At 77.6% G+C, this 7554-nt stretch carries 6 protein-coding genes and 1 tRNA gene; 1 reads left to right on the top strand and 6 read right to left on the bottom strand.

Annotation, left to right across the window (positions count from 1 at the left end; all coding sequences use genetic code 11):
- A partial coding sequence (locus J1M37_RS09300; RefSeq protein WP_342345137.1) for a glycosyltransferase occupies window positions 1–1296 on the bottom strand: 1296 nt, incomplete at its 3' end.
- On the bottom strand, window positions 1293–2405 hold the full coding sequence (locus J1M37_RS09305) for a hypothetical protein (protein ID WP_078026231.1): 1113 nt from the start codon (window positions 2403–2405) through the stop codon (window positions 1293–1295). The genes J1M37_RS09305 and J1M37_RS09300, both read right to left, overlap by 4 nt.
- Before the next feature lie 166 nt (window positions 2406–2571).
- Here J1M37_RS09305 and J1M37_RS09310 point away from each other — a divergent pair, with 166 nt between their 5' ends.
- Window positions 2572–4578, top strand: a complete 2007-nt coding sequence (locus J1M37_RS09310; RefSeq protein ID WP_206452480.1) for a glycosyltransferase — start codon at window positions 2572–2574, stop codon at window positions 4576–4578.
- Between the two features lie 28 nt (window positions 4579–4606).
- Here the strand turns inward: J1M37_RS09310 and J1M37_RS09315 are convergent, their stop codons facing one another.
- The 4 genes from J1M37_RS09315 to J1M37_RS09330 all read right to left on the bottom strand — a co-directional run.
- Window positions 4607–5695 (bottom strand): glycosyl transferase, encoded by a 1089-nt coding sequence (locus J1M37_RS09315; RefSeq protein ID WP_206452481.1) that lies wholly within the window; start codon window positions 5693–5695, stop codon window positions 4607–4609.
- Window positions 5695–6822 (bottom strand): glycosyltransferase, encoded by a 1128-nt coding sequence (locus J1M37_RS09320; protein ID WP_206452482.1) that lies wholly within the window; start codon window positions 6820–6822, stop codon window positions 5695–5697. The genes J1M37_RS09315 and J1M37_RS09320 overlap by 1 nt, the downstream gene beginning before the upstream one ends.
- Before the next feature lie 246 nt (window positions 6823–7068).
- Window positions 7069–7141: transfer RNA gene (locus J1M37_RS09325), tRNA-Ala, on the bottom strand.
- 34 nt (window positions 7142–7175) lie between these two features.
- The coding region (locus J1M37_RS09330) for a VanZ family protein (protein WP_241250992.1) at window positions 7176–7554 on the bottom strand (379 nt) is incomplete at its 5' end.

Here is a 7554-nt window from a genome sequence, read left to right on the forward strand (position 1 = left end):
CACCCGCGCCGTCCCGCCCCGCCGAGGCCGCCACCGCGCCCGTGCGCACGTCAGCACGGCGAGCACGTCGCGCTCGGCCCGCTCGCCCGGCTCGCCCAGCACCTCCACGCGCTCGACGCCGGCCCGTTCCAGGCGCAGCAGCCATGCGGCGACGGCGTCCGTGTCAGGCCGGGCTCCGGCCGCGGCGGGCCGCAGCGGCACGTGCACGTCCACGGACCAGTCGGGCACCGACCGGACGGCGTCGAGGTCGCCGCGCGCCGGCGTCGGCGGCAGGTCCTCGGGCGCCGCCGCGCCGCCGTCGGGCTCGCCCAGCAGCCGCACGCGGGGGTCGCCGAGCGCGCGCGCCGCCGCCTCGTCGAGGCCGCCCACGACGCCGACCCGCGCCCCCGGTGCCGCGCGCAGCACGGCGTCCACCGCCACCACGGCCGCCGCCGCGCCGTCCGCGCCCTCCGGCACCCGCACGCGCGCCTCGGCCCGCAGCGGGCCGGCCAGGGACAGGCCGTGGCCGCGGGACGTCGTCGCGGGGATCCGGGAGACCAGGACGAGCGCCTCGCGGGCCTTCACCCGGGCGGCCTCGGCGGCGTCGCCGCGTCCGCCGAAGTCGGCGCCGGCCTGCCACGCCACCGCGTCCGGCGCGTGGCGCAGGGCCGCCCCCACGCGCCACAGCCGGTGCGCCAGCTCCCAGTCCTCCCCGCCGTAGCCCACGAAGGCGGGGTCGAAGCCGCCGGCGTCCTCGTAGACCTCGCGCGCCACCGTGAGCACGGCCGAGATGACGTACCGGTAGCCGGTGGAGTCGGCGCGGCGCAGGTCGTCCGTGGCCCGGTACCCGTCGCGCAGCCAGGCCGGTTCGGCCAGGAGGGCGTCCGCGGGCACCTCGTGCCCGGGCCGCCAGCCGTCCGCCCAGGCCCGCTCCAGCCAGGCCTCGGCCAGGTGCCGCCGTCGGCCCACCACCGCGGCGTCCCGGGGCGCCTCGGCCACCGCCGCCAGCGCCGCGGCGAGGTACCCGGGCTCGGGGAGCATGTCCCCGTCGAGGAAGGCGAGCACGTCGCCGTCGGCCGCCTCCGCCCCGAGCGCCCGGGCCGCCGAGGCGCGGAACCCGCGGTCCTGCTGGCGCACGGTCACCACGTCGAACGGCAGGCCCGGGTCCACCCGGGGCGGGACGGGCGAGCCGTCGTCGGCCACCACGAGCTGCAGCCCGCCGGTCACACCGCGCTGGGCCGCGAGCGCGGCCGTGAGCCGGTCGAGGTCCGCCTGGGCCCGGTAGTAGGGCACCACCACGGAGACGGCGGCGCTCACGTCCACCTGTGCACGCGGCGGAGCACGTCGAAGAGCATCCGCGCGCAGCCCTCGGCCCCGGGCGAGAGGTCCACGGCGGGGTCGAGCCACGTGCGCTCGGGGTCCTCGACCGCCTCGGCGATCGCCTCGGCCATCGCGAAGGCCGGCGACCCGTTCGGGTGCACGAGCCGCAGGGTGCCCGGGCGCAGGCGCTCCATCTCCTCCGTGTAGCGGCCGGCGGAGGCGATGGCCCGCCGCCCCACCGAGGTCCACGCCGCCAGGGACCCGGACGCGGACACGTTGCGGTGCGCCGCGAACGGGATGCCCGCCGAGAGCAGGGCCGCGTCCGCGAACTCGTCCGGCACGAACCCGGTGACGCGGAACTCCAGGCCGCGCGCCTCGGCGTCGCGGGTCAGCTCCGCCACGAGGTCGTCGTGCCCGGCGCTGACGGGTCCGAGCGCCGTCAGCCGGCGCGGCGCCCCGGAGTCCGGGCCCCACTGGCGGTGCAGCTCGGTGAGGGCCTCCAGGGCGAGGGCGTGCCCCTTGCCCGGGTAGACGAAGCCGAAGAGCACGAGGTCCTGGTCGAGGCCGGCCATGCTCTCCGGCACCACCGGTTCGGCGCGGGCGGCCGCGGCCCGGCGGTCCTGAACGGGCAGCGGGACCACGTCCGCGGCCACGTCCACCAGGTCCGCCAGCAGCGCCCGCTCGTGCTGCGAGGAGACCACGACGCCGGCCACCGCCTGGGCGAGCCGCGCGTACGCCTCGCCGCGGCGGCGGTAGCGGCCGTCGCCCTCGGCGGGCTGCGGGATGTCGTGCAGGGTGAGCGTGGTGCCCGCGGGCAGGACGTCGACGAGCAGGTCCGCGGCGGCGGTCGCGGTGGGGCCGAACAGCGCGTCCGTGACGTCCAGGTGCACGGCGGCGCCCAGCGCCCGCGCCTCCTCCAGCAGGGGCACGAGGCCCCGGAACGCCGCGACGTCCTCCGCCGTGAGCAGCTCCACCTCGGCGCCCACCCGTTGGAGGGCGGCGGCCGTCTGCCGGCCGTGGCGCACCACGCCGTGCTCCGGCGCGCCCACGGTCACGTACAGCACACGTCCCTGCGGCTGCGAGTCCACGTCCACGATCCCCTTCACCTGCGGCGGCGCTCCTCTGACGCGGCGGCGCGCCGGAACGGACAGGATGCCGCTGCTCCGATTCTCCGATCCTGCCCTGACAGACTAGATTTCGCGACCCCCGACCCGGGACGGGGACACGCCGCCCGCGCGGCATCGCATCCCCCAGGTCAGGAGGCCCTCCCCCGTGAGCATCACCGTCCAGCACGTGCCCGCGCAACACCCGTACACCCGCGCGATCCGCCCCCTCGACCCGGGCGCCGCGCCGGACGTGGAGTTCCTGCCGGACCCGCCGGTGCCGGGCGCGCCCGCACACCAGTGGTGGCCGCCCCGGGCCCTGCACGCGGAGTGGCTGGCCGAGCACCGCCCGGACGTGCTGCACGTGCACTTCGGCTTCGAGCACTTCAGCCCCGCCCAGCTGGCCGCCGCCCTGGACGCGCAGCACGCGCACGGGGGCGCCGTCGTCGTGACCGTGCACGACCTCGAGAACCCGCACCTGACGGACCAGGGCCCCCACCGGGACCGCCTGGCCGTGCTGCTGGGCCGCGCGGACGCCGTGCTCACGCTCACCCCCGGCGCCGCGGCGACCCTCGCCCGCGACTACGGCGTGCGCGCCCTCGTGGTCCCCCACCCGCACATCGTCCCGCTCGAGGACCTCGTGGCGCAGGGCGACGACGACGCCCCCGGCGCGGAGCCCGGCCTGCTGCCCCCCGACGCGTCCGACGACGGCGACGGCGCGGCCGCCCCCGCCCGCCTGCTGGTGCACGCCAAGGACCTGCGGGCCCAGGTGGCCCCGGTGGCGCTGCTGCCGGTGCTCGCCGCCGCCGTCGCGACGCTGGCCGACCGCGGTGTCGACGCGCGGGTGACCGTGGAGGTCCAGGACACCGTGCAGGACGAGGACGCCCTGGCCGCGCTGCGCGCGGGCTGCGCCCACCACGGCTTCGAGCTGTGGCAGCACGACCGGCTCGACGACCCCGCCCTGCACGCGCTGCTGCGCGACGTGGACGTGTCCGTGCTGCCGTACCGCATCGGCACCCACTCGGGCTGGGTGGAGATGTGCCGGGACCTGGGGGTGCCGGTGGCCGTCGCGGACATCGGGCACATCGCGGACCAGTCCGGCGCCTGGTTGACCCCCGACTCGCTCGCCGCGTTCGACCCGGAGGACCCCGACTCCCTCGCCGACGCGCTCGAGACGCTGGTGCGCGCCCGCGCGCGCACGGCCCCCGCCGACCCGGCCGCCCGGGCCCGGCAGCGTCGTCGCGTGGCCGCCGCCCACGTGGCCGTCTACCGCGAGGCCCTCGCCCGGGCGCGCGGGGCGTTGCCGGGCGTGTCCGTGCTGGTCATCACGGGGCACCGGGACGAGCACCTGTCCCGCGTGATCGCCGGGCTGGAACGCTCCCACCGCCGCCCGGACCAGGTGGTCGTGGTGTTCATGGGCCAGCCGGACGGGCGCGTCCCGGCCACGGACCTGCCCGTCACCGTGGGGCACGTGGCCGCCGACGCCGGGCTGCCCCTGGCGCAGGCCCGCAACCGCGCGGCCGAGCTCGCCACCGGCGAGATCCTCGTCTTCCTCGACGTGGACTGCATCCCGGCCGCCGAGACCGTCGGCGTGCTGGCCACCGAGGTCGCGGCCCACCCCGGGTCCGTGGTGATGGGCCGGCCCCGCTACCTGCGGCCGGGCTGGACCCGCGACGTCGGGGAGGCCGACCTGACCTCGCATCGCGCGGACGCCCTGCTGCGCCGCCTCTCCGTGCCCCACCGGGCGCGCGCGCACCTGACCGCCGGCCCCTCGGACGAGTGGCACCTCGTGTGGACGCTGATCCTGGCGCTGCGCCGCGCGGACCTGGCCCGCATCGGCGGTTTCGACGCGGGCTTCACCGGCTACGGCGCCGAGGACACGGACCTGGCCTTCCGCGCCCGAGCCGCCGGCCTGACGCTGCGGTTCAGCCCCGCCGAGGCGTTCCACCAGCACCACGGCGTGATGACCCCGCCGCTGCACCACCTCGAGGACATCCTGATCAACGCCCGCCGCTTCCGGCAGGTGCACGGCCGATGGGCCATGGAGGGGTGGCTGCGCGCGTTCGCGGACGCGGGGCTGATCGCGTGGGACCCCGAGGGCGAGCGGCTCGAGCTGCTGCGTCACCCCACGGAGGCGGAGCTGACGGCCGCCCGCCGCGACGACGCCGCGTACTGAGGGGCGACGCGCCGGGGGCGATCGGGGCTCAGCCCAGGGCGCCCTCGATCGCCGCCTCCCAGCGCCGCCGGTACTCGTCCGGCGCCACGAGCAGCAGGCCCGCGAGCCGATCGGCGGCGGCCGGGTCCGCGAGGGCGCCGCGCACCGCGCCGGCCCAGTCCGCGTCCGGGTCCTCCCACGCGCACCACGGCACGCCCGCGGCCCGGTGGATCTCGCGGACGAACACGCGCTGCTCGTCGAACGGCCGCGGCTCGGGGGCGAGCACCACGGGGCGGCCGGAGCGGGCGGCGTCCACCACGGCGTTGTGCCCGGCCGAGACCACCACGACGTCGGCGTCCGCGGCCCGGCGGGCCGGCGCCTGGACCCAGCCGTGCAGCGTCACGGTGGCGGGCATCGCCTCCGCCGCGAGCCCGCCCGGCGCCTCCGGCTCGCCCACCCCGGCGATCGGGCCGTACACCTCCCACGTCGCCTCCGGCACGGCGGATGCCGCCCGGGCCAGGTCCGCGGCCCGCACCCCGCCGCCGCCCGTCCCGGCGATCACGGCGACGCGCGGGGCGCTGGCGGACGCCGTCGTCGTGGCGCGGGTGCCGAGCCGGCCGGTGACGTCCGCGACCCCGAGGTAGGCGACCCGGTCCGCGTGGGCGGCGCGCCAGGCGGGGACCTCGAGCTCGGCGGCGTAGTGGGCGAAGAGGCCGTCGGCCTCGGCGTAGACGAGGGCGTGCGCGGGGTCGGTGCGCTCGCCGTGCATGCGGCGGTGCAGCACGGGCCAGCCCGCCAGGCGCAGGAACAGGGCCGCCTCCACGGACACGTCCACCACGCACACGTCCGGGTCCACCCGCCGCGCCGCCGCGTGGAGGGCGTCGAAGCGAGCCCGGATCTCGGTCCCCACCGGGGACCAGTGCAGGGGCGAGCGCGCCGGCTGCTCGTGGCCGGGCACGAGGTCCGAAGGCAGCGGGATGACGGGGACGTCCGCGGGCAGCAGTGCGGCCGCCCGGGGGTGGGCGGTCACGACCGTCACGTCGAACGCCCCGGTCGACGCCAGGCCCGCGGCGTGCCGCAGGTGCCCCGCCCCGTGCTGGTGGGCGTAGTAGAGGACCCGCCTGCGGGCCGGGGCCATCAGAGGGACTCCAGGTCTGCCGCGTCGGCGGACGGGCGCGGGACCTCCCGGGGGTCGAACCCGTACGCGTCCTCGGCGGCGGCGAGGTCGCGGGCGTCCTCGGCGGCCTGCTCGAGCAGGTCCACGTAGCCCTCCACCATGGTCTCCGCGCTGAACCGGCAGGCCCACGCACGCACGCGTCCCCGGTCCTTGCGGCGGGCGTGGCGGATCGAGACCGCGAGCTCCTGCGCCGTGTGGTGCACGGCCAGCGCGCCGGCCTGCGGGGCGACGATCTCCCCCATCGCGCCGCTGAGCAGCGCGGCCACCGGCACGCCGAGCGCCATGGCCTCGACCACGGCGAGCCCGAACGGCTCGGCCCACAGGGGGGTGGCCAGGAAGACCTCGCCCGTGGCGAGCATGTGCGGCAGCGCGTGGTGGTCGAGGTGGCCGTGGTAGACGGTGTCCGGGCCGAGCCGCGGCACGACCTCGCGGGCGTGGTACTCCTCGTCCGAGATCGGCCCGGCGAAGTGCAGCTCCATGCCCGCGATCCGGGCGGCGTCGATCGCCACGTGCAGGCCCTTCTCCGCCGTGATCCGGCCCGACCACACGGCGCGGCCGCGCACGGGGACGGCGTCGGAGACCCACTGGTGCAGCTCGATCCCGTTGGGCACCACATCCACCCGCGGCAGCCGATGCTGCCAGGCCAGCGCGTTCGACGCGGACACCGAGGCCCACCGGTGGTGGTCGGGAGCCGTCCAGCCCGGGGCGTCGACGACAGCCAGCACCTCCGCCAGCGTGGCCGGCGTGTGCAGGACGGTGACCACGGGGCGGGCGCGCAGCAGCTCGAGCGGCGCCGGGGAGAGGGAGTTGTTCAGGACGGCGTCGGAGTCGTCATCGAGGATCAACGCGCAGGCCCGGCGGGCGGCCTCCTCGCGCACGCGGGCGCCCGCGCGGCCCGGGCCGGCGCCCTCGGCGGGCAGCACGGCGACGACGTCGCCCGGCACCCGGGTGCCCTCCCGCGCGTAGACGGTGACGTCGTGGCCCCGGCGCACGAGGTGCTCCACGGTCATGGCCGTGTGCATCTCCAGCCCGCCCTCGTAGGGCGAACGAATGGGGTGGAGCATGTGGGTGAGCACGCTGATGCGCATCGGCGTCCCCTTCCCGGCCCGGGCCGGGCCGAACGGCCCCGTGCGGGGCGGCAGAAGCGCGACTGACCTGCGGTGACACGACCGCATCACGTCCGCGCTGACGTACCCCGGCACTGTAGACACCCGGGGGGTCCCCCCGGAAGCGCCGGCCCCCCTCCCGGGGGTGAGGGCAGGGCAGGCGCACACGCCCCCGTCACGAGAAAGTCCCGGCCCGCGACCTCGAGGATCGCGGACCGGGACGGTCCGTGGAGCTAAGGGGAATTGAACCCCTGACCTTTTCATTGCGAACGAAACGCTCTACCAACTGAGCTATAGCCCCAGGTCATGCCCTCCCGCAGGAGTGCACCGGACCATCATACGCCCGACGCCCCCGATCCTCCAATCCGGCGGCGCCCCGCGGCGACCACGCCGAGCACCACACCCGCCAGATCCGCGACGACATCCACCGGGTCCCCCGTCCGCAGCGGCACCCACGCGTGCTGCACGAGCTCGCTCACCGGCGCGTGCACCGCGAACGGCAGCGCCCACCACGCGCTCCGCCCCCGCCACACGGCGAGGAACGCGGGCAGCGCGAACACGGCCACGTGGATCGCCTTGTCCAGCCCCGGCGCGGCGAACCCGGCCTGCGGCACCTGCTCGCCCGGCAGGTACAGCACCACCAGCTGCACCACGACGGCGACGGCCAGCGCCGCCGCCGTCGTGGTGCAGCTGGTGGTGCTGTACCTGCCGGGC

It is taken from the genome of Micrococcus sp. KRD012, from assembly GCF_017168555.1.
Classification (GTDB): domain Bacteria; phylum Actinomycetota; class Actinomycetes; order Actinomycetales; family Micrococcaceae; genus Micrococcus; species Micrococcus luteus.

Coding starts and splice junctions, on each gene's coding strand:
- J1M37_RS09320 (WP_206452482.1), bottom strand. CDS start 6,822: ATGCGCATCAGCGTGCTCACCCACATGCTCCACCCCATTCGTTCGCCC.
- J1M37_RS09315 (WP_206452481.1), bottom strand. CDS start 5,695: ATGGCCCCGGCCCGCAGGCGGGTCCTCTACTACGCCCACCAGCACGGG.